Below are 20,639 nucleotides of genomic sequence, written 5' to 3' on the forward strand. Positions count from 1 at the left end.
GACAAGCCGATTTCGACTGTCAAGCGAACGCGCATTCATTTTTGTGGAAAAGGCATTAAGTCCAATCAAATCAATTCGATGGCGATGGCCGTCGCTTCGCCGCCGCCGATGCAGAGGGAAGCGATGCCACGCTTGAAGCCGCGGGTGCGCAAGGCGTTCACCAGCGTGACCACCAGACGTGCGCCCGATGCGCCGATCGGATGGCCCAGCGCGCAGGCGCCGCCGTTGACGTTGACCTTGGCATGCGGGATGCCCAGTTCGCGGATCGGCGCCATCGCCACCACGGCGAAGGCTTCGTTGATCTCGAACAGGTCCACGTCGGCGATGTTCCAGCCGGCTTTTTCCAGCACCTTGCCGATGGCGCCGATCGGCGCGGTGGTGAACCACTCCGGCTCCTGCGAGAAGGTGGCGTGGGCGACGATGCGGGCCAGCGGCTGCACGCCGCGGCGCGCGGCCTCGTCGGCGGCCAGCAGCACCACGGCGGCGGCGCCGTCGGAAATGCTGGAGGAGCTGGCGGCGGTGACGCTGCCGTCCTTCTTGAAGGCCGGCTTCAGGGTCGGGACCTTGGCGATGTCGGACTTGCCCGGCTGTTCGTCCTGGTCGAACTCGACTTCGCCCTTGCGGGTGGCGACCTTGACCGGGACGATCTCGTCCTTGAACGCGCCATCGGCCTGCGCGGCCTGCGCGCGCTTGACCGACTCGATCGCGTAGGCGTCCTGCTCCTCGCGGGTGAAGCCGAACTTGCTCACCGCCGCTTCGGCGAACACGCCCATCGACTGGCCGTCGTACGGGTTGGTCAGGCCGTCCCAGGCCATGTGGTCCACCGCCTGGAAGTTGCCGTAGCGGTTGCCGGTGCGCGAGTTGGGGAGCATGTGCGGCGCGTTGGACATGGATTCCATGCCGCCGGCAACCACGATGCTGGCCGAGCCGGCCTTGATCAGATCGTGGCCGAGCATGATCGCTTTCATGCCCGAGCCGCAGACCTTGTTGAGCGTGGTGCAGCCGGCGCTGGTCGGCAGGCCTGCGGCCAGCGAGGCCTGGCGCGCCGGCGCCTGGCCGAGGTTGGCCGGCAGCACGCAGCCCATGATCACTTCGGAAACGTCGTCGGCGGCGATGCCGGACTGTTCCATGGCCGCGCGGATCGCCGTGGCGCCAAGGGTCGGGGTGGGGACGCCGTTGAACTGGCCGAGGAAGGAGCCGATGGCAGTGCGCTTTGCTGCGGCGATGACGATGTCGGACATGTGCGGTCTCGGTTGTATCCTGCAACGATTATCGAAATCCACTGGCGGCGTGCCCATTGGACCAACGGCACATCCCGGCAGACAGCGGTTTGTCGTTGCAGTATAGAAGGTGAGCCACCGCATGGCCGGCAGGTGGCAATGCCTGAATGGAATTCGCTGTCCGGCGGGTCTTGGGGGGAGAAAGGGAATGCGCAGCACACCACGGGTTCGCAACGTACTGGCGGCTTCATTGGCGGTGGCCCTGGCAGCCTGCGGCGGCGGTGGCGGCACCAAGTCCACGCCGCCGCCCGCGCCGCCACCGACTTCGCCGCCGCCGCCGACCTCGACCACGCCGCAGCCGGCGATGGACGCGCACCTGGCGCTGACCAACGCCAAGGCCGCGCAGGCGGCCGGCTTCACCGGCGCCGGCATCCGCATCGGCGTGGTCGATTCGGGCGTGATGCGCAACCATCCGACCCTGGCCGGGCGCGTGGTGGCCAACTTCAACTACGTGAGCGACAAGAACAACCTGGCGGTGGACGACGTGGTCGGCCATGGCACCACGGTGGCGCAGCTGGCGGCGGGCGCGGCGGCCGGTCAATGGCCGGGCGGCATCGCGCCAGGCGCGCAGATTGTGTCGGCGCGCATCATCAACGACGAGCGGCCCAAGGACGACGGGTCGGGGCAGGGCAACGAGGTGACCGGCGGGTTGGGGATGACGGGCATCCACAACGACCTGATCCGCGCCGGCGTGCGCATCATGAACAACTCCTGGGGTGGCCTGTACTGGACGCGGCCGACGGTGACGGCGCAGATCGCCGCCGAATACCGCCCTTTCATCGCCGCCAACGACGGGCTGGTGGTATTCGCCACCGGCAACGAATCGCGCGCCAATCCCAGCGACATGGCGGCGCTGCCGAGCCAGCCGGGCGTGGGCGGCAGCTTGCCGGCTGCCGATCTCGAACGCGGCTGGCTGGCGGTGGCGGCGCTGGATACGGCCAACCCGAGCAAGCTGGCCGATTACTCCAATGCCTGCGGCGTGGCGAAGAACTACTGCCTGGTCGCGCCCGGTACCGCCGCGTTCGTCGGTCCCAATGCCACGGCATCGAACCTGTCCTATTACTACGGCAGCGGCACCTCCTATGCGGCACCGCTGGTATCCGGCGCGGCGGCCCTGGTGTGGCAGGCGTTCCCGTATTTCGACAACAACCTGGTACGGCAGACCCTGCTGGGCACCGCAACCGACCTCGGCGATCCGGGGCCGGACGCGGTGTTCGGCTATGGCCTGCTCAACGTCGGCAAGGCGGTGCAGGGGCCGGCGAAGTTCGACTGGGGCGAGGTGACGGTCAACGTCAACCAGACCGGCCTGAACTCGGTCTGGAGCAATTCGATCAGCGGCGCCGGTGGTCTGGTCAAGCAGGGCGTCGGCGCCCTGACGCTGGCCGGAAGCAATACCTACGGCGGCGCCACCCGCATCGAGCTGGGCACGCTGGCATTGCGCGATGGCGCCTCGATACGCTCCAACGTCACCCTCCTGGCGCAGGCGGCCAACCCGACGCAGGCGGCATTGCAGTTCATGGGCGGCATCACCCGGGTGACCGGCAATGTCGACAACGGCGCCAGCATCGTGATGCTGGGCGGTGGAAACAGCAGCACCATCGACGGCAACTACGTGCAGCGCAACGGCTCCCGGTTGCTGATCGCGCTGGGGGTCAATGCCCTGCAGGTGACCGGTACGGCGACGCTGGAGGGCGGTGGCGTGCTGGTCAACGGGGTGGTGAGCGGCTACGTGGCGCAGGATGGCAAGCGGCAGGATCTGATCCACGCCGACGGCGGCGTCAGCGGGCAGTTCAACGTGGCGGCCAGCGCCACCCAGAATGCCGGTGTCGTCCTGCTGCAGGCCGGGTACGGGTACGACAGCCACAACGCATGGCTGGACCTGCAGCGGGTCAGCGTGACCGCAGCCGCGCAGAGCGCGGGAATGAACGCGATGGCGATGTCGGCGGCGCAGCGGGTGGAGCGTGCGTTCGAACTGCTCGACGGCGATGCCGGCCTGCAGGCGGGTTCGTTCGCGGCCGGGGCCAGCGCGCTGCAGCAGGGGGGCGGCGGTTTCGATGGGCTGGGCACCAGCCTGCGCAGCCTGTCCGGCGAGACGCATGCGCTGGCGACGGCGATGACCTTCGACAGCATCGACATGAACCGGCGTGCGCTGTCTGCGCAGTTCGGCGATGGCAACGCTGCGCTGGCCGATGGTGCCTGGTCGCGTTCGCTGGGAGGTGGTGGGCAAGGCGGCTATGCCGGCAGCAGCTACACCCTGGGCGGCTGGATGCTGGGGCGCGAGACGGGCATGGGCGCGGCGCGGTTTGGTTTCGCCTTTGGCCAGACCCAGGCGAGCATCGCCAGTGGCGCGGCGGGGGATCGCGGCCGTGACCGCCAGACCCAGGCCCAGTTCTATGCCGGACAGCAGTGGGGCCAGGCGTACACGCTGGGGCAGCTCGGTTTCGGTCGCTATCGGCGCGAGCTGGACCGCGGGCTGCTGCTGGGCGGCGAACGCGCCGGGGTGGCAGCGCGCTATGACGGTCGCTTCCTGTCCGGCAGTGCCGAGGCGGGCTATCGCTTTGGCGGGGCCGGCGCCTCGTTCACGCCCTATCTGGGGGCCGACTATGCCCGCATCGACAGCGACGCGTTCGACGAACAGGGCGGTTACGGATTCGGGCTGAGTGCCGGCGGCTGGCATTCCAGCCAGGTGCGGGCCCTTGCCGGCCTGCGCGGCAACTACCGCTGGCACGGGCTGGAGGTGAACGGCTACGCCGAATGGCAGCAGGCGCTGTCCGCCAGCGGCATGCAGCTGGACGCACGCTTCACCGGCATCGATGCGTGGGCGCCGCTGTACGGCCTGCAGCCTTCGCGTGCGGCCGGGCTGTTCGGCGTATCGCTCGATTCGTGGCTGTCGCGCGATGCGCGGCTGTCGCTGGGCTACGACCAGCGCTTCGGCGGGCGCGGCGACAACCGGCAGCTGTCGCTGCGTTTCCTGCGCGCGTTCTGAGTTTCCGGCGTCGGGCACGAAAAAGGCGGGCGACAGGGGCGCCCGCCTTTTTCATGTCCATGGGACGCCCCACGGAATGCGGCGCTCACTCGCCGCGCAGGCGGCTCATGCGGGGCGTGGCGCGGCCCAGCGGCATCTTCAGCTTGCCGATGGATTCGATGCGCGCCTCGGCGATGCGGTCGGCCGCGCGCTGCGGCGAGATGTCGTCGCGTTCGGACAGGTCGAAGATGCGGCCGAGGTTGTGGTAGATGCTGCGGATCAGGCGCATGGCGCGCTCGCGGTTGTAGCCGTCGATCTCCAGCGAGACGTTCATCACGCCGCCGGCGTTGACCGCGTAGTCAGGCGCCCACAGCACGCCACGCTTGTACAGCTCGTCGCCCACCGCGTGGCTGGCCAGCTGGTTGTTGGCGGTGCCGCAGATGACCTTGGCCTTGAGCCGGTCCAGCGTCTCCATGCCGATGGCGCCTTCCATCGCGCAGGGCGCGAACACGTCGGCGGCCACGTCGTAGATGGCGTCGGGCTTGACCGCCTCGCAGCCGTACTCGGTGACCGCGCGCTGCACCAGCACCGGGTCCAGGTCGGTCACGTACAGCTTGGCGCCGCGCTCGCGCAGCAGCTTCACCAGCTCCATGCCGATGTGGCCCAGGCCCTGCACGGCGATGCTGACCTTGCCGATCTCCTCATGGCCGAACTTGCGGTTGACCGCGGCCATCAGCGCCTGCAGCGCGCCGTAGGCGGTGAACGGGGCCGGGTCGCCGGAGCCGCCATGGACCTGGTGCACGCCGGTGACGTAGCCGGTCTCCAGATAGATCTGCTCCATGTCGTTGACGTCGCTGCCGACGTCCTCGGCGGTGATGTAGCGTCCGCCCAGCGCCTCGACCTGGCGACCGAAGGCGCGGAACAGCACTTCGCTCTTGTCGGTGCGCGGGTCGCCGATGATCACCGCCTTGCCACCGCCGACGTTCAGCCCGGCCAGCGCGTTCTTGTAGGTCATGGTACGGCTCAGGCGCAGCACGTCGCGCAGCGCGTCGTCGCTGTTGGCGTAGGGGCGCATGCGCACGCCGCCCAGGGCCGGGCCGAGCGTGGTGTTGTGGATGGCGATGATCGCCTTCAGGCCGGCTTCGCGGTTGTGGCAGAACACGACCTGTTCGTGGCCGGAAGTGGCGAGGGTTTCGAAAAGCATGGAAGCTCCGATGGGCGTTACTGCGACAACGTCCGTGATCCTGCAGGCAACTGGCGGGCCAGAAAACAAAAATGCGACTTCGTCGTTGGGGTGACGGGGTCGCGTGGCGTCATTCTAATGCATTCGGCGGTCGGCGGATGTTCACGTAGTGGCCGGTCCGGCCCGGGGCCACGGCCCATGCCGGCCGCGGCGGTGCGTGGCCGAACCGAAGGATGGCGTGGCGGCAGGTTCACGCTGCGCTGCAACCTGACCTGCGGGGGCGGCGGCCCTATCATCGGTTTCAACAGAAACCGAGATGTCGTACGGCCCATGAGTACTCCCGCCACCCACCTGCCGCAGAGCCAGCCGGAAACCAGCCCGCTGCGCTTCGTCACCGCCGCCAGCCTGTTCGACGGCCACGACGCGGCCATCAACATCATGCGCCGGCTGATCCAGGCGCAGGGCGCGGAGGTGATCCACCTGGGCCACAACCGCAGCGTCGAGGACGTGGTGCGCGCGGCGCTGCAGGAAGACGCCGACGCCATCGCGCTGTCGTCCTACCAGGGCGGCCATGTCGAGTACTTCAAGTACATGGTCGACATGCTCAGGGAGCGCGGGGCCGGCCATATCAAGGTGTTCGGCGGCGGTGGCGGCACCATCACCCCGGAGGAGATCCGCGAGCTGCAGGACTACGGCGTCGAGCGCATCTACCACCCCAACGACGGCATGAAGATGGGCCTGGTGGAGATGATCGAGGACGTGGTGGCGCGTGCCGGCCATGCCCGCGACGCGGCGCCGGCGACGGACGACGATGGCATCCCCGGCATCGGTGACGAGATCGCCATCGGCCGCATGCTGTCGCGGCTGGAGGACGGCGCCTTCGGCGAGGCCGGACTGGCGCACCTGCGCAGGCAGTGGCAGCTGGCCGGCGCCAGGACCCCGGTGATCGGCATCACCGGCACCGGCGGCGCCGGCAAGTCCAGCGTCACCGACGAACTGCTCAACCGTTTCCTGGCCAGCTTCCCGCAGATGCGCATCGCGGTGGTTTCGGTCGACCCGACCCGGCGCCGCACCGGTGGCGCGCTGCTGGGCGACCGCATCCGCATGAACTCGCTGCGCAGCCCGCGCGTGTACATGCGTTCGATGGCCACGCGCCGCCAGCACGCTGCGATCAACACCGTGCTGCGCGACTGCATCGGCTTCCTCAAGTCGCTGGCCTACGATCTGGTGATCGTCGAGACCGCCGGCATCGGCCAGAGCGACTCGGAGATCGTCGACCTGGTCGATTTCCCGATGTACGTGATGACCAGCGATTTCGGCGCGCCGAGCCAGCTGGAAAAGATCGACATGCTCGACTACGCCGAGCTGGTGGTGCTCAACAAGTTCGACAAGCGCGGCGCCGAGGACGCGCTGCGCGACGTGCGCAAGCAGTGGAAGCGCAACCGCGTGGCCTTCGCGATGAAGGACGAGGACGTGCCGGTCTACCCGACCATCGCCTCGCAGTTCAACGACCCGGGCATCAGCTGGATGTTCGCCAACCTGTGCCGGCTGCTGCGCGCGAAGCGGGGGGCGGGGAACGGCGAGGGCGCAGGGCACTGCGACCTGGTCCCGGCCATCGACACCACGCTGAAGGAGCCGCGTGCCACCGTGCTGATTCCCGGCAGCCGCGTGCGCTACCTGGCCGAGATCGCCGAGCAGGGCCGTTCGATAAACGCCCGCATCGAGTCGCAGGCCGACGTGGCCGAGCGCGCGCAGGGCTGCTGGCAGGCGCTGAAGGAACTGGGCGACGCCGCGCTGCCGTCCGCGCTGGACCTGTACCCGGCCGACGCGTTGACCGACGCTTCCAGCGACACCAGCCTGCGCACCCTGCGCCAGCGCTACAACGATGCGGTGCAGTCGCTGGATTCCGAAGCGCTGCGCCTGCTGCGCGAATGGCCGGCGCGGCTGAAGTCGATCACCGACGAGGTCAACGAATACCAGGTGCGCGGCAAGACCATCCGCGTGGAGAACTACCGCGAGTCGCTCAGCCACCAGCAGATCCCGAAGATCGCCGCGCCCACCTACCGCAGCTGGGGCGAACTGCTGGTGTTCCTGCAGAAGGAGAACCTGCCCGGTTCCTACCCGTATACCGGCGGCGTGTATCCGTACCGGCGCAGCGGTGAGGACCCGATCCGCATGTTCGCCGGCGAGGGCACGCCGGAGCGCACCAACCGCCGCTTCCACTACCTGAGCGTCGGCCAGCCGGCCGCGCGCCTGTCCACCGCCTTCGACAGCGTCACCCTGTACGGCGAGGACCCGGCGCCGCGCCCGGACATCTACGGCAAGATCGGCAATTCCGGCGTCAACATCCCCACGCTGGACGACATGAAGAAGCTGTACTCCGGCTTCGACCTGTGCGCGCCGACCACCTCGGTGTCGATGACCATAAACGGCCCGGCGCCGATGATCCTGGCGATGTTCATGAACACCGCCATCGACCAGCAGGTGGAGAAATACCTGAAGGAAGATCCGGCGCGCTGGGCCGCGGCGGAGAAGAAGATCGCGGCGATGTTCGACGGCCGCGTCCGGCCGCAGTACCACGGCGAGCTGCCGCCGACCAACGACGGCCTCGGCCTGGGCCTGCTCGGTGTCACCGGTGACCAGCTGCTGGACGCCGATACCTATGCGCGGATCAAGGCCGCCACGCTGTCCACCGTGCGCGGCACCGTGCAGGCCGACATCCTCAAGGAGGACCAGGCGCAGAACACCTGCATCTTCTCCACCGAATTCGCGCTGCGCATGATGGGCGACATCCAGCAGTACTTCGTCGACCACGGCGTGCGTAACTTCTACTCGGTGTCGATCTCCGGCTACCACATCGCCGAGGCCGGGGCGAACCCGATCAGCCAGCTGGCCTTCACCCTGTCCAACGGCTTCACCATCGTCGAGTACTACCTCGCACGCGGCATGAAGATCGACGACTTCGCGCCCAACCTGTCGTTCTTCTTCTCCAACGGCATGGACCCGGAATACACCGTCATCGGCCGCGTCGCCCGCCGCATCTGGGCGCGCGCGATGCGCGAGCGCTACGGCGCCAACGAGCGCAGCCAGATGATGAAGTACCACATCCAGACTTCGGGCCGTTCCCTGCACGCGCAGGAGATCCAGTTCAACGACATACGCACCACGCTGCAGGCGCTGTATGCGCTGTTCGACAACTGCAACAGCCTGCACACCAATGCCTACGACGAGGCCATCACCACCCCGACCGAAGAGAGCGTGCGCCGCGCGGTGGCGATCCAGATGATCATCAACAAGGAGCTGGGGCTGAATTTCTGCGAGAACCCGTGGCAGGGCAGCTTCATCGTGGACAAACTGACCGATATCGTCGAAGAGGCCGTGTACAAGGAGTTCGAGGCGATCAGCGAGCGCGGCGGCGTGCTCGGCGCGATGGATACCATGTACCAGCGCGGCAAGATCCAGGAAGAAAGCCTGTACTACGAGCACAAGAAACACGACGGCAGCCTGCCGCTGGTCGGCGTCAACATGTTCCTGCCGAAGGAGCATGCCGGTGAGGTCGCCACCGAGATCGAGCTGATCCGTTCGACCGAGGAAGAAAAGGGCCAGCAGATCGGGAACGTGCGCAACTGGCAGCGCAACCGCAACGCGCTGGCGCCGGCGGGGGAGACCTCGCACAGTCATGAGATCGATGCCGGCGCCGCTGCCGCCGAAGTCCATGACGGCCACGGCCTGGCCTATCTGCAGAAGACCGCGCGCGAACGCCGCAATGTGTTCGAGGCGTTGATCGAGGCGGTCAAGACCCACAGCCTGGGCCAGATCAGCCACGCGCTGTACGACGTCGGCGGAGAGTACCGGCGCAACATGTGAGCCACGCGTGGCCATGACGGATCGTGCGGCATCCATGCCGCGCGGTTATGGCCCGGGCTTCCCGGCGGGCGCGGAAAGCCGCTCCCCGCCTTGGATGAAGCGGTTTTCCAGGGTATTTCCGCCAGCTCGCCTGCCGTTGGAACCGGGCTGTCCGCTCTCTGCGCCGGTTGCTACTCTCGCCCGCACATTCCTTCGGCAGGCTATGGCATGGACAGACGGCGATTCATCGGCGGCACGGCATTGGCCGGCGCCCTGTTGCCCCTGATCGGGACGGGCAGCGCGCTGGCGGCGCAGCGGAGCGGGCGATTGCTGCCGCTTCCGCTGGCAAAGGGCGACACGGTCGGGCTGGTCAGTCCGTCGGCGGCCAGCAGCGACCAGCTCGGCCTGCAGCTGGCGCGCGAAGCGATGGAAGCGCTTGGCTTCAAGGTCAAGACCGGCGCCCATTACGGTTCCCGCTACGGGCACCTGGCGGGCACCGACGCCGAGCGCGCCGGCGACCTGAACGCCATGTTCGCCGACCGCCAGGTCAAGGCCATCGTCTGCGTGCGCGGCGGTTCCGGTGCGGCGCGCCTGCTGCCGCTGCTGGATTACGCCGCCATCCGCGCCAATCCCAAGGTGCTGCTGGGCTATTCGGACATTACCGCCCTGCATTGCGCGATCCAGGCGAAGACGGGGCTGGTCACGTTCCACGGGCCGATCGGTTCGGGCAGCTGGAACCGGTTCAACGTGGACCAGTTCGAGCGCCTGTTCTTCAAGCGCGAACTGATGGAGTACCGCAACAGCGTCGACAGCGATGACGAACTGGTGCCGCGCAAGAACCGCACCAGCACGATCGCAGGCGGCAAGGCGCGCGGCGAACTGGTGGGCGGCAACCTGACGGTGCTGACGGCGCTGGCCGGCTCGCCCTACATGCCGGACTTCAGCGGCAAGATCCTGTTCCTGGAGGATGTGGAAGAGGCGCCTTACCGCGTCGATCGCATGCTCAGCACGCTGAAGCTGATGGGGGCGCTGGACCGGATCGCCGGCTTCATCTTCGGCGAATGCACCAGCTGCAAGCCCGGCGACGGCTATGGCTCGCTCACGCTGGACCAGCTGTTCGCCGACTACATCGCACCGCTGAAGATCCCGGCCTACCGCGGCGCGATGATCGGCCATATCCGCGAACAGTTCATCGTACCGGTCGGTGGGCGCGTGGAGATGGACGCCGACGCGGGTACTTTCCGCCTGCTGGAGCCGGTGTTCGCCGAGCGTTGATGCATGCGGCGCCGGCCAGGTCGATGCCTGGCCGGCGCACCGGCCACCGGCCCACCGCGCTGCCTCGATGGGCGCGGCGCCATGGCGCGCCGGCCCCGGAGCGATGGCGCGGCATGGCGGTCGCGATGGGGACCTATACTGGCTTGCCCGCTGGACCGGGCGCCGGCATACCCATGGAGAATCCGTCATGTCCTTCACCCGCCTGATGCGTCCCCTGTCCCTGCTGCTGGCGCTGTGTTCCGCGGCGCCGGCCTTCGCCCAGAGCGGCGCCGCGGACGACGAACTGCTGTTCCGCGACGTGCGCGTGCTGGATACCGTGCGCGGCAGGCTGGGAACGCCCGTCGATGTCCTGGTGCGCGGCAACCGCATCGCCGCCATCGGTGCGGCGGCGGCCTCGCCAGGGGCCCGGGTCATCGATGGCCGCGGCCGCACCCTGATGCCGGGGTTGATCGACGCGCACTGGCACAGCACGTTCACCGCGCTGTCGCAGGCGGACCTGCTGGCGTCGGCCGGCGCTCCGGAAAAGCTGGCGGCCAAGGTGGCCGCCGAATCCGAGCGGACCCTGCTGCGCGGTTTCACCAGCGTGCGCGATGTCGGCGGCCCGATCTTCGAACTGAAGGCGGCGATCGATGCCGGCCAGGTGCGCGGGCCGCGCATCTGGCCCGCGGGCGCCACCATCAGCCAGACCGCCGGGCATGGCGACATGCGCCAGCCGCAGGAGCGCTCGCGCCGGTTCTTCGGCAAGCCGGCGCTGGCCGAGGAAATGGGCGCCACCTTCATCGCCGACGGGCGCGACGAAGTCCTGGCCGCGGTGCGCGAGAACCTGCGCGGGGGCGCCAGCCAGATCAAGCTGATGGCCGGTGGCGGCACCTCCTCGGCCTACGACCCGGTGGACGTCACCCAGTACACGCTGGACGAGATGCGCGCCGCGGTGGAGGCGGCCGAGGACTGGGGAACCTACGTGACCGTGCATGCCTACACGGTGCGCGCGGTGCGCCGCGCCATCGAGGCCGGCGTGAAGTGCGTCGAGCATGGGCAGCTGCTGGACGAGGACACGCTGAAGCTGATGGCCAGCCGCGGCGTGTGGCTGTCCAGCCAGACCCTGCGCCCGAGCACGGAGAACATGGATCCGCTGCGCCGCGAGAAGCGCAAGCCGGTGATCGAAGGGCAGGCGCGGATGTGGGCCATGGCCAAGCGCGCCGGCGTGCGCCTGGCCTGGGGCACCGACTTCCTGTTCGAGCCCGAGCTCAATGCCGAGCAGAACGATTTCATCCTCGGCCTGCGCGAATGGTTCACGCCGGCGGAGATCCTGAAGATGGTCACGCACGACAACGCCGAGCTGCTGGCGCTGTCCGGCCTGCGCAGTCCCTATGCGGGGCGGCTGGGCGTGGTCGAGGAAGGCGCGCTGGCCGACCTGCTGCTGGTGCAGGGCAACCCGCTGGAAGACCTGCAGGTGATCGCCGACCCGGCGCGCAATTTCGCCGTCATCGTCAAGGACGGCAAGGTCGTCAAGAGCGCCGACTGATGGCGGCGGGAAGGGCGGCGGCCACCCGCGCGGGGTGGTGGCGCCGCGCCGGCGCCGGCAGAATGCCGATGTCCTCCCTGCCGGCCGACGCTCGAGATGAAACCGCTTTTCAAGCTTGAAGTCCTGTCGCTCTGCCTGGCCCTCGTCGTGGGGGCTGGATGCGCGCACCGGGTACCGGCCGTGGCCGCCGATGCGCCGGCGCCGGTGGCGCATGTCGTGCCCTTGCCGCGCTCGATGGAGACGCGCCCCGGCGAGCTGCGGATATCCGCGGCGGTGGCGGTGGAAGGCGGGAGCGCCGCGCCCATGGCCGGGCGTGCGCTGGCCGAACTGCTGGCGACGCTGCATATCGCCACGACGGGCGCGGCCACGCCCCTGCGGCTGCAACTGGTCGACGATGCGGCGCTGGGCGAGGAGGGCTACCGGCTGGTGGTGGACGATGCGATCCACCTGAGCGCGCGCACCGACATCGGCCTGCTGCATGCGGTGCAGAGCCTGCGCCAGCTGCTGCCGGCCAATGCCGGCCCGGAATACCGGTTGCCGCGCGTGGCGATCGTCGACGCACCGGCCTACCGCTGGCGCGGCCTGTCGCTGGACGTGGCCCGCAGTTTCCTGCCGGTCGAATACCTGGAAAAGCACATCGACCGCATGGCGCTGTTCAAACTGAACCGGCTGCACCTGCACCTGACCGACGACCAGGGCTGGCGGATCGAGATCAAGCGCCATCCGAAGCTGGTGGAAATCGGCGGCGCCAGCGCGGTGGAGGGCGGGCGTGCCGGTTACTACACGCAGGAACAGCTGAAGCATCTGGTGGCCTACGCGCAGGCGCGCGGCGTCACCCTGGTACCGGAGATCGACATGCCCGGGCACGTGCAGGCGGCGCTGGCCTCGTACAACGAACTGGCCTGCAATGACGTGGCGAACCTGTCCACCTACTCGGGCGTGGAAGTGGGCTTCAGCGTGTTCTGCCTGGAGAAGCCGGAGGTCGTATATCCCTTCGTCCGCGATGTGCTGGAAGAAGTGCTGGCGATCTTCCCGTCCCGCGAAATCCATATCGGCGGCGACGAGATCAAGCATCCGCTGTACGCCGATTTCGTGGCGCGCACCGCGGCGATGGTGGAAGCGATGGGGCGCACGCCCATCGTATGGGAGGAGGGCTCGGTGGCCGCGATGAAGCCCGATGCGCTGCTGCAGCTGTGGAACGACGGCTATGCCATCGACGCGGCGGTCGCCAAGGGACATCCGTTGATCCTGTCGCCCTGTTCGTACCTGTACATCGACCATGGCAACTACGCGGGCCAGCCCGGCGCCGACTGGTGCCGCGCCGAGGGCGTGCCGCTGGCGCGGGTCTACGGGTTCGACCCGACGCCCTACAGGACGGCGGTGGGGGTCGAGGCGGCGCTGTGGACCGAATTCGTGCATACCGATGCGGCGGCGGACGACCACCTGTGGCCGCGCCTGGCGGCGGTGGCCGAGGTGGCGTGGAGTCCGGCGGAGCGTCGCGGCTACGCCGGCTTCCTGCGGCGCATGGGCGCCCTGCGCCCGCACCTGGATGCCCTGGGCATCCACTACCACGCCGAGCCGGACCTGGGCTGGGCCGATGCGGAGGACGCGCACTGAGGCGCGCGGCGGCGTCGAGCGGGGCGATGCCGGCACCGCTACGTGCCGGATGCGCGCCATGCTCGGGTAGCATGGCGCCCTTGCCCACGATGGAGGCCCTGACCATGCATCGCCTGCTGGTGGTCGACGACGACAGCGACATCCGCGGACTGCTGGCCGAGCAGCTCGGCCGCACCGGCTATACGGTGAGCACGGCCCGTGATGGCGCCGAGATGCGCCATGCCCTGGCGCGCGAACACATCGACCTGATCGTGCTCGACCTCAACCTGCCGCGCGAGGATGGATTGGCGCTGTGCCGGGAGCTGCGCGCGCGTTCCAGCACGCCGGTGATCATGCTCACCGCCCGCTCCGAGCCGATCGACCGCGTGCTCGGCCTGGAGATGGGTGCCGACGATTACCTGGCCAAGCCGTTCGAGCCGCGCGAACTGCTGGCGCGCATCCGCAACGTGCTGCGCCGGACCGAGGCGCTGCCGGCCAACCTCGAACCGCTGGCAATGCGCAGGGCGGCGTTCTCCGGCTGGTTGTTCGACCTGGAGCGGCGCCACCTGGTCGATCCGGCCGGGCGCGTGGTGATGCTGTCCGGTGCCGAGTTCCGCCTGCTGCGGGTATTCGTCGGCCATGCCAACAAGGTGCTGTCGCGCGAGCAGCTGGTCGCGCTGAGCAGCGGCCGCAGCTACGAGGCGCAGGACCGCGCCATCGACCTGCAGGTCAGCCGGCTGCGGCAGAAACTCGGCGACGCCGGCGGCCTGATCAGGACCGTGCGCAACGAAGGCTATGTGTTCGCCGGCGTGGTGACGCTGGGATGATGGGGCGGCTGCGGCGGTTCCTGGCGTCGATGGCAGGGCGGCTGTTCGTCATCCTGCTGGTCGGCATGATGGCCGCGGCGATCGGGGCCACGCTGCTGGCCGAGGCGCGCCGCCGCCAGGAGTTCGAGCAGCAGAACCTGATGCGCATGGCCGACCGCCTGCAGGGCTTCGTCGCCCTGCTCGAGGGCAGCCCCGAGCTGCGCGCGCGCCTGCTGGAAACCGGCGGGGCGAGCGTGCGCCTGGCACCGAGCGATGCCAATGTCGGTGAGGAGGACGTGCCGCTGATGCATGTCCTGGACAACCGCGAGGGACCGGTGGCCGAGGCGCGCGTGCATGTCACCAATTTCCGCGCCTGCCTGCTGCCGTTGCCGGAGCTCCTGCCGCAGCGCACGCGGCTGTCGCAGCATCTGCGCAACCGCTATCCGGCGGTGGTGCCGCCGCGCTGCCGCCTGGTGGAACTGACTCTGAGCGACGGCACGCCGCTGCGGCTGGCGCTGCAGTATCCGGCGACGGCGCGCATCAGCGTCTTTGCCTTTGACCCGCTGTTCCTGTCGCTGCTGTCGCTGGCCATCGGTGGGCTGGCCTACGTGGTCGCGCGCATCGCCAGTTCGCCGCTGCAGCGGCTGGCGGACGCGGCCACCGAACTGGGCCAGGACCTGCAGCGCGATCCGCTGCCGGTGGATGGGCCGCAGGAGGTGCGCCGCGCGGCCGAAGCCTTCAATGCCATGCAGCAGCGCCTGCAGCGGCATATCGGCGAGCGCACGCAGATGCTGGCGGCGATCACCCACGACCTGCAGACGCCGCTCACGCGGCTGCGGCTGCGGCTGGAGAACGTGGCCGACGAATCCCTGCGCGAACGCCTGATCGCCGACCTGGCGGCGATGCAGGCGCTGATCCGCGAGGGCCTGGAGCTGGCGCGCAGCGCCGAGAGCGCCGAGCAGCGCGTGGTGCTGGACGTGGATTCGCTGCTGCAGAGCGTGGCCGAGGATGCGGCCGAAGCGGGGCATGAAGTCGAGTTCGAGCAGGGCTGCGGCGCGGTGCTGCGGCTGCGTCCGCTGGCGGTGCACCGGTTGTTCTCCAACCTGGTGGACAACGCGGTCAAGTACGGGCACTCGGCGCATATCCGTGCGCAGGCGCGGAACGGGGAGGTCGAGGTGCGCATCCGCGACCACGGACCGGGCCTGGCGCCGGATGAACTGGAGGCGGTGTTCACGCCGTTCCTGCGCCTGGAAACCTCGCGGTCGCGCGAGACCGGCGGCGCCGGCCTGGGCCTGACAATCGCCCGCACGCTGGCCGAGAAAAATGGCGCCAGCCTGGTCCTGCGCAACCACCCCGACGGCGGGCTGGAAGCGGTGGTCACCTGGCCGGGGAGCGCGCGGACGAGCTGAAGCGGCAGGCCGGATGCCCGGCCGCCGCCGACCGCGAGAAACCGGGCCTGCCGGGCCGGCTGGGCGCGCAGGCGCAGCTGCTGGAACCGCAGGCCTGCCGCGATACGCCGACCGGCCTGCGCAACCGGCGCGCCTTCGAGGAGCGCGCGGTGGTGGAGATCGCGCGGGTACGTCGTTGTCGCGGGCGATCCCCGGCATCGATCATTTCAAGCGGCTCAACGAGGAGCGCTCCCGCGCGTTTGGCGATGCGCCGCATCGCGCAGGTGGCGGGAGCGGTATGCCGGCCCGACGATTTCCTTGCCCGCCTGCGCTGGGAGGCGTTCGTGCCGTTGCTGCCGCTTTGGCGCGGCGCTGGTGCCTGCGCGAGGCGGTGGCGCGGCCGGACCCGTCCGATGTCGCGCGGGCGGCCGGTAACGCTTGGCATCGGCTAGGCGGAGGCCGCTGCCGGGCCATCCCGGGAGCCCTGATGGAGGTGGCCGCCACGGTGCACTACCGCGCCAAGAATGCCGGCCGCAACCGGGTCGAACGCGCCGCCCGCGATCGCTGAGCGGCGTCCCTGGCCGCGGTCCGGGGCTGCGCGGGGCGGGTAATCCCCCTACCATGTGCGCACTCCCCGCCTGTTCGTGCACATGACATCGCCGCAGCAGTCCGAACGCACCGACAGCCCGGCCATGCCCTCGGTTCGCCGCCGCGCATCGCGCCGCCTCAGCCCGGGACCGGGGCGCCGGAGCTGGCCGGTCCTGTTGCTGCTGTGCCTGCTGCTCCTGGCCGGCGGCGTGGCCGCGGCGGAACGCACGCCGCCGCTGCGCGACTACGCGGTCGACATGTGGACCTCGCGCGACGGCCTGCCGCACAACTCACTGCGCGGCATTGCGCAGACGCCCGAGGGCCACCTTTGGTTCGCCACCTGGGAGGGCGTGGCGCGCTACAACGGGCTGGATTTCGAACTCTACGACCGCAGCACGACGCCCGGCCTGCTCGACAACGGCATAGGCGGGCTGTATGTGGACCGCGACGGCGCGCTGTGGGTGACCGACTCGCGCGGCAACGTCCTGCGGCGCACGCTCGACGGGCGCTGGCGACAATGGCCGCAGCGGGCGCCGGCGCCGCAGGTGCTGATCCAGGGCATGCAGAAGGACAGCAAGGGCCGGCTGTGGCTGCTCTATGAAGGCCGCGGGCTGGGGTATATGTCGCCGGACGGTCGCTTCGTCTACGAAGCGCCGCCGCCGGGCGCGCCGGTGAACATGACCTTGTCCAACTGGCTCGCGGTCGATGACAGGGACCGTGTCTGGGTCGGCACGATGGATGGATTGAGGCTGCGCGGCGGCGATGGCGTGCTGCGCGACGCGCCGGCCAGCCTGGGCCTGCCGCCGGGCGCGGCGTGGCCCTATCGCGCGCCGGATGGCGCGCTCTGGATCGTGGCCGAAGGCGCGCTGTACCGCATGCACGAGGAAGGCGCACGGCTGGTGCGCTCGCTGCCGGGCATTTCCCACGCCACGGCGATGCTGCAGGATCGCCGTGGCGACCTGTGGCTGGGTACCGAGAACCAGGGGCTGTTCCGCCTCGGCAGCCGCGGCGTGGAGCATCTGCCGGAAAACCGGCAGGTGCGCAGCGGGCGCATCGCCAGCCTGTTCGAGGACGCCGAAGGCAGCATCTGGGTGGGCGGCAACGGTGGTCTGTACCGGCTGCGCGAAACCCTGTTCAGCAACCGCACCACCGCTGATGGCCTGAGCGGGGACTACGTGCGGGCGGTGATGGAGGACGACCGGCAGCGCCTGTGGGTGGGCAGCGCCGCCGGCCTGGACCGGATCGAGCGCGACGGCCGCATCGTGCCGGTGCCGCTGCGCAACAGCGTCGGCAGGGCGCCGTCGGTATTGAGCCTGGCCCAGAGCCGCGACGGCGCGGTGTGGGCCGGCACGTTCGGCGACGGCATTTACCGCATCGACCGCGATGGCCGCAGCCGCCATTACGGTAGGGCCGAAGGGCTGGCGGCGGGCAATGTGCGGGTGATGTCGGCCGACCGCGACGGCAACGGCATCTGGGCCGGCACCCAGCGCGGGCTGGTGCGCATCACCGAGGACGGCGTGCACGTGCCCACGGCGAAGGGCATGCCGGGCGGCTTGGTCACTGCCCTGCTGGCCAGCGACGACGGCTTGTGGGTCGGCACCATCGAAGGCATCCGCGTGCTGCGCGGAAACACCGTGCAGCGGCTGGACGTGGATAGCCTGGGAGGCGGGCGCAGCATTTTCGGCTTCACTCCGGTGGGCGATGCGATGTGGATCACCTCCGACCGCGGTCTCTACCGTTACCGCGACGGACAACTGGCGCGGGTCGGGCTGGAGCAGGGCATGCCCGTGGACACCGTGTTCGAGATGGTGCCCGACCGCCTGGGCAACGTCTGGATCAGCAGCAACCGCGGCGTGCTGCGCACCACCCTGGCCGCGCTGGACGACGTGGCCGATGGCCGTAGCGCGCGGATCGAGGTCGAGCGCTACAACGAGATCGACGGCATGCGCAACGCACAGGCCAATGGCAGCACCGGACCATCGGCGACCCTGCGCAGCGACGGGACCTATTGGGTTGCCACCGCCGGCGGCCTGAGCATGGTCGATCCGGCGCGATTGCAGCACTTCCGCGAGCGGCTGCCGCCACCGGTGGTGGTGGAAAGCGTGCGGCTGGACGGCGTGCCGCTGCACTGGCATGCGCAGGGCGTCACCAAGGTCCCCGGAGGGCAGCGGGTGACGGTGGGCTATGTGGGCCTGAGCTACCTGATGTCCGACCGGATCCGCTATCGCACCCGCCTGGAAGGACTGGACCGCGGCTGGATCGAGCGCGGCAACCAGCGCAGCGTCGAGTTCATCGGCCTGCCGCCGGGCGACTACACCCTGCATGTGTCGGCGATGCACCCGGGCGGGCGCTGGAGCGAGAGCGAGGCGGCCTGGAAGTTCACCGTCGAGCCGCTGCTGTGGCAGCGGCGCAGCGTGCAGGCGGCGGCCGGCATCCTGCTGCTGCTGGCGCTGGTGGCGCTGTACCGCTACCTGATCCACCGCTACAAGACCAGCAACATCCGCCTGGCGAGCCAGGTGGCCGAGCGCACCGCCGACCTGCAGCTGCAGGCCGAACGCCTGCTGGCCGCCAACCAGGAGAAGACCGAACTGGCCGAACGCCTGCGCCAGCAGGCCGAGGCGTTCGAACGCCAGGCGCACGAAGACCCGTTGACCGGCCTGCCCAACCGCCGCGCCTTCGACGAGGGCCTGGCGCGCGATTTCGCCCGCTCCCAGCGCAGCAGCCATCCGTTGAGCCTGCTGGTGCTGGACATCGACCACTTCAAGACCGTCAACGACACCTGGTCGCACAGCGTCGGCGACCAGGTGCTGTGCGAGGTGGGCCGGCTGCTGGCCGCCAGCTGCCGCGACTCGGATCTGCCGGCGCGGCTGGGCGGCGAGGAGTTCGCGCTGCTGCTCAACGACACCGCGCTGGACGAGGCGCAGCTGGTGTGCACGCGCCTGCAGGGCCTGTTCCATGCGCAGCGCAACTGGGCCGGTATCGAAGGGTTGCGGGTGACGTTCAGCGCCGGGCTGGTGCAGCTCGGCGCCGGCGACCGCACCCCGCTGCTGCTGTTCCAGCGCGCCGACCGGGCGCTCTACCAGGCCAAGAGCGACGGCCGCGACCGCATCTGCCTGGGCTAGGAAGGGGGAGGGCCGGCTGCTGGCCGGCAGCCAGCGAACCTCGAGGGCGCCGGGACCGTGCAGGCCGCGGCCGTGTTCCCGACGTTGGTATCAGCGCACGGGGGCGGCCTCGGGGCGGTAACCCCGGCCTACAGGCGTGGCCAGCCGTTGACGATCTGGCAGAACAGCCGCGCGGTCTGTTCGGTGTCGTAGACCGCGCTGTGCGCCTGGTTGGCGTCCCATTCGAACCCGGCGGCCTGTACCGCCCGCGCCAGCACGGTCTGGCCGTAGGCCACGCCGGCCAGGGTCACCGTGTCGAACACGCTGAAGGGATGGAACGGGTTGCGCTTGTGGCCGCTGCGCGCGACCGCTGCGTTGAGGAAATTCAGGTCGAAATGGGCGTTGTGGCCGACCAGGATCGCGCGCTGGCAGTTGTACTTCTTCAACGCCGCGCGCACCGGCGCGAACACGTGCTCCAGCGCCTCGCGCTCGGGCTTGGCCAGCCGGAACGGGTGGTCCAGCACGATGCCGGTGATTTCCAGCGACTTGGGGTCGATGTCGGTGCCTTCGGCCGGCACCACGTGCGCGCAGCTGGTCTGGCCGGGCAGCAGCAGGCCGTTCTCGTCCATGTCCAGGGGGATGGCGGCGATTTCCAGCAGCGCATGCCGGTTCCAGTCGAAGCCGCCGGTCTCCACGTCCACCACCACCGGCAGGAAGCCGCGGAAGCGTTGCGCCATCGGCGTGAAAACAGGAGCGGTGGCCGAACGGTCAGCGGGTTGGTTCATCGCGATAGGGTAACAGAGGCCCGCGCCGGCCCCGGCGCTCAGAATGCGGGCGCCCGGTGGCGGCGGTGCTTGACCGCGTACATGTCGGCATCGGCATGGCGCAGCAGGGTTTCGGCGTCGCTGCCGTCGGCCGGGCAGCAGGCCACGCCGATGCTGACGCCGATACGCGTAAACGGCGACGGCGCCTGGCCTGCGTCCAGCCCGGCCTGCAGCACGTCGGCCACCGCGCGCGCGTCGGCATGGCTGGCGCACTCCGGCAGCAGCACCACGAATTCGTCGCCGCCGACGCGGGCGATGAAGT

Annotated in this window: 13 protein-coding genes; 9 read left to right on the forward strand and 4 right to left on the reverse strand. The window is 69.6% G+C overall.

Annotation, left to right across the window (positions count from 1 at the left end; all coding sequences use genetic code 11):
- Window positions 1-65: 65 nt before the first annotated feature.
- Window positions 66-1,241, reverse strand: coding sequence for a thiolase family protein (locus ABB22_RS12860; RefSeq protein WP_055768443.1), 1,176 nt, complete (start codon window positions 1,239-1,241; stop codon window positions 66-68).
- Window positions 1,242-1,428: 187 nt separating this feature from the next.
- On the opposite strand from ABB22_RS12860, the gene ABB22_RS12865 reads away from it, so the two are divergent.
- The gene (locus tag ABB22_RS12865; RefSeq protein WP_055768446.1) at window positions 1,429-4,266 is read left to right on the forward strand and encodes an autotransporter serine protease; all 2,838 of its coding nucleotides are present in this window, start codon (window positions 1,429-1,431) and stop codon (window positions 4,264-4,266) included.
- Between the two features lie 85 nt (window positions 4,267-4,351).
- On the opposite strand, the gene ABB22_RS12870 is transcribed toward ABB22_RS12865, so the two are convergent.
- Complete coding sequence (locus ABB22_RS12870; RefSeq protein ID WP_055768450.1) at window positions 4,352-5,449, reverse strand: Glu/Leu/Phe/Val dehydrogenase dimerization domain-containing protein; 1,098 nt, start codon at window positions 5,447-5,449, stop codon at window positions 4,352-4,354.
- Between the two features lie 309 nt (window positions 5,450-5,758).
- On the opposite strand from ABB22_RS12870, the gene ABB22_RS12875 reads away from it, so the two are divergent.
- From ABB22_RS12875 to ABB22_RS12905, 8 genes are all read left to right on the forward strand, one after another.
- Window positions 5,759-9,295, forward strand: coding sequence for a methylmalonyl-CoA mutase family protein (locus ABB22_RS12875; protein ID WP_055768452.1), 3,537 nt, complete (start codon window positions 5,759-5,761; stop codon window positions 9,293-9,295).
- Between the two features lie 207 nt (window positions 9,296-9,502).
- On the forward strand, window positions 9,503-10,549 hold the full coding sequence (locus ABB22_RS12880) for a S66 peptidase family protein (protein ID WP_055768456.1): 1,047 nt from the start codon (window positions 9,503-9,505) through the stop codon (window positions 10,547-10,549).
- Between the two features lie 187 nt (window positions 10,550-10,736).
- Window positions 10,737-12,074, forward strand: coding sequence for a metal-dependent hydrolase family protein (locus ABB22_RS12885; protein WP_200911362.1), 1,338 nt, complete (start codon window positions 10,737-10,739; stop codon window positions 12,072-12,074).
- Window positions 12,075-12,170: 96 nt separating this feature from the next.
- A complete protein-coding gene (locus ABB22_RS12890) occupies window positions 12,171-13,691 on the forward strand; it encodes a beta-N-acetylhexosaminidase (protein WP_055768458.1) in 1,521 nt (506 codons plus the stop codon).
- 104 nt (window positions 13,692-13,795) lie between these two features.
- A complete protein-coding gene (locus tag ABB22_RS12895; protein ID WP_152984166.1) occupies window positions 13,796-14,497 on the forward strand; it encodes a response regulator in 702 nt (233 codons plus the stop codon).
- On the forward strand, window positions 14,497-15,885 hold the full coding sequence (locus tag ABB22_RS12900; protein ID WP_055768464.1) for an ATP-binding protein: 1,389 nt from the start codon (window positions 14,497-14,499) through the stop codon (window positions 15,883-15,885). The genes ABB22_RS12895 and ABB22_RS12900 overlap by 1 nt, the downstream gene beginning before the upstream one ends.
- A 175-nt stretch (window positions 15,886-16,060) precedes the next feature.
- Entirely contained in the window at window positions 16,061-16,432 is a 372-nt protein-coding gene (locus ABB22_RS18245) for a hypothetical protein (RefSeq protein ID WP_152984167.1), read from the forward strand.
- A gap of 124 nt (window positions 16,433-16,556) precedes the next feature.
- Window positions 16,557-19,574, forward strand: a complete 3,018-nt coding sequence (locus tag ABB22_RS12905) for a ligand-binding sensor domain-containing diguanylate cyclase (protein ID WP_055768562.1) — start codon at window positions 16,557-16,559, stop codon at window positions 19,572-19,574.
- 128 nt (window positions 19,575-19,702) lie between these two features.
- Here the strand turns inward: ABB22_RS12905 and rnt are convergent, their stop codons facing one another.
- Both rnt and ABB22_RS12915 read right to left on the reverse strand, forming a co-directional pair.
- The gene (rnt, locus tag ABB22_RS12910; protein ID WP_055768467.1) at window positions 19,703-20,338 is read right to left on the reverse strand and encodes a ribonuclease T; all 636 of its coding nucleotides are present in this window, start codon (window positions 20,336-20,338) and stop codon (window positions 19,703-19,705) included.
- Window positions 20,339-20,376: 38 nt separating this feature from the next.
- A partial coding sequence (locus tag ABB22_RS12915) for a diguanylate cyclase domain-containing protein (protein WP_152984168.1) occupies window positions 20,377-20,639 on the reverse strand: 263 nt, incomplete at its 5' end.

It is taken from the genome of Stenotrophomonas nitritireducens, from assembly GCF_001431425.1.
Lineage (GTDB): Bacteria > Pseudomonadota > Gammaproteobacteria > Xanthomonadales > Xanthomonadaceae > Stenotrophomonas > Stenotrophomonas nitritireducens.